The organism is Xenorhabdus yunnanensis, assembly GCF_028598805.1.
In the GTDB taxonomy this organism is placed as follows: Bacteria; Pseudomonadota; Gammaproteobacteria; order Enterobacterales; family Enterobacteriaceae; genus Xenorhabdus; species Xenorhabdus yunnanensis.
Genome location: NZ_JAQRFI010000242.1, coordinates 1 through 470 on the forward strand (window position 1 = coordinate 1; position 470 = coordinate 470).

At 47.7% G+C, this 470-nt stretch carries 1 pseudogene; it reads left to right on the forward strand.

The features are described 5' to 3' along the window. Nucleotides 1-470, forward strand: a pseudogene (locus PSI23_RS22065) (IS1 family transposase); the annotation flags it as partial.

Sequence of the window (470 nt, forward strand, 5' to 3'; positions counted from 1 at the left end):
TCAAAGGGCATGGAAAAGGAAATGGCGGCCATCCCCGTTATCGCTGTTATGCCTGTTGTAAGGTCTTTCAGTTGGAATACACCTATCAAGCCTGTAAACCCGGTGTTAAAGAACAGATTATCGATATGGCAATGAATAACGGAGGGATCCGCGACACCGCCCGTGTCCTGAAAGTGGCCACAAGCACCGTCATGACAACGCTAAAAACTTACCCCCCGAAACGTGACGACGCTTCCTCTTGACGGGGATAACATTCAGCTTATCTGTGAAATGGATGAGCAAGGGTCGTTTGTGGGGAACAAGAAAAATCAACGCTGGCTTTGGTATGCTTGGGAACCCCGTCTGAAACGGATAGTGGCGCATGTTTTTGGGGATCGCAGCCGGAAAACATTAGACAAACTGCTTGCCCTTTTATCGCCCTTTAATATTCGGTTTTATTGTACGGATGATTATGCTGTGTATGACAGCCT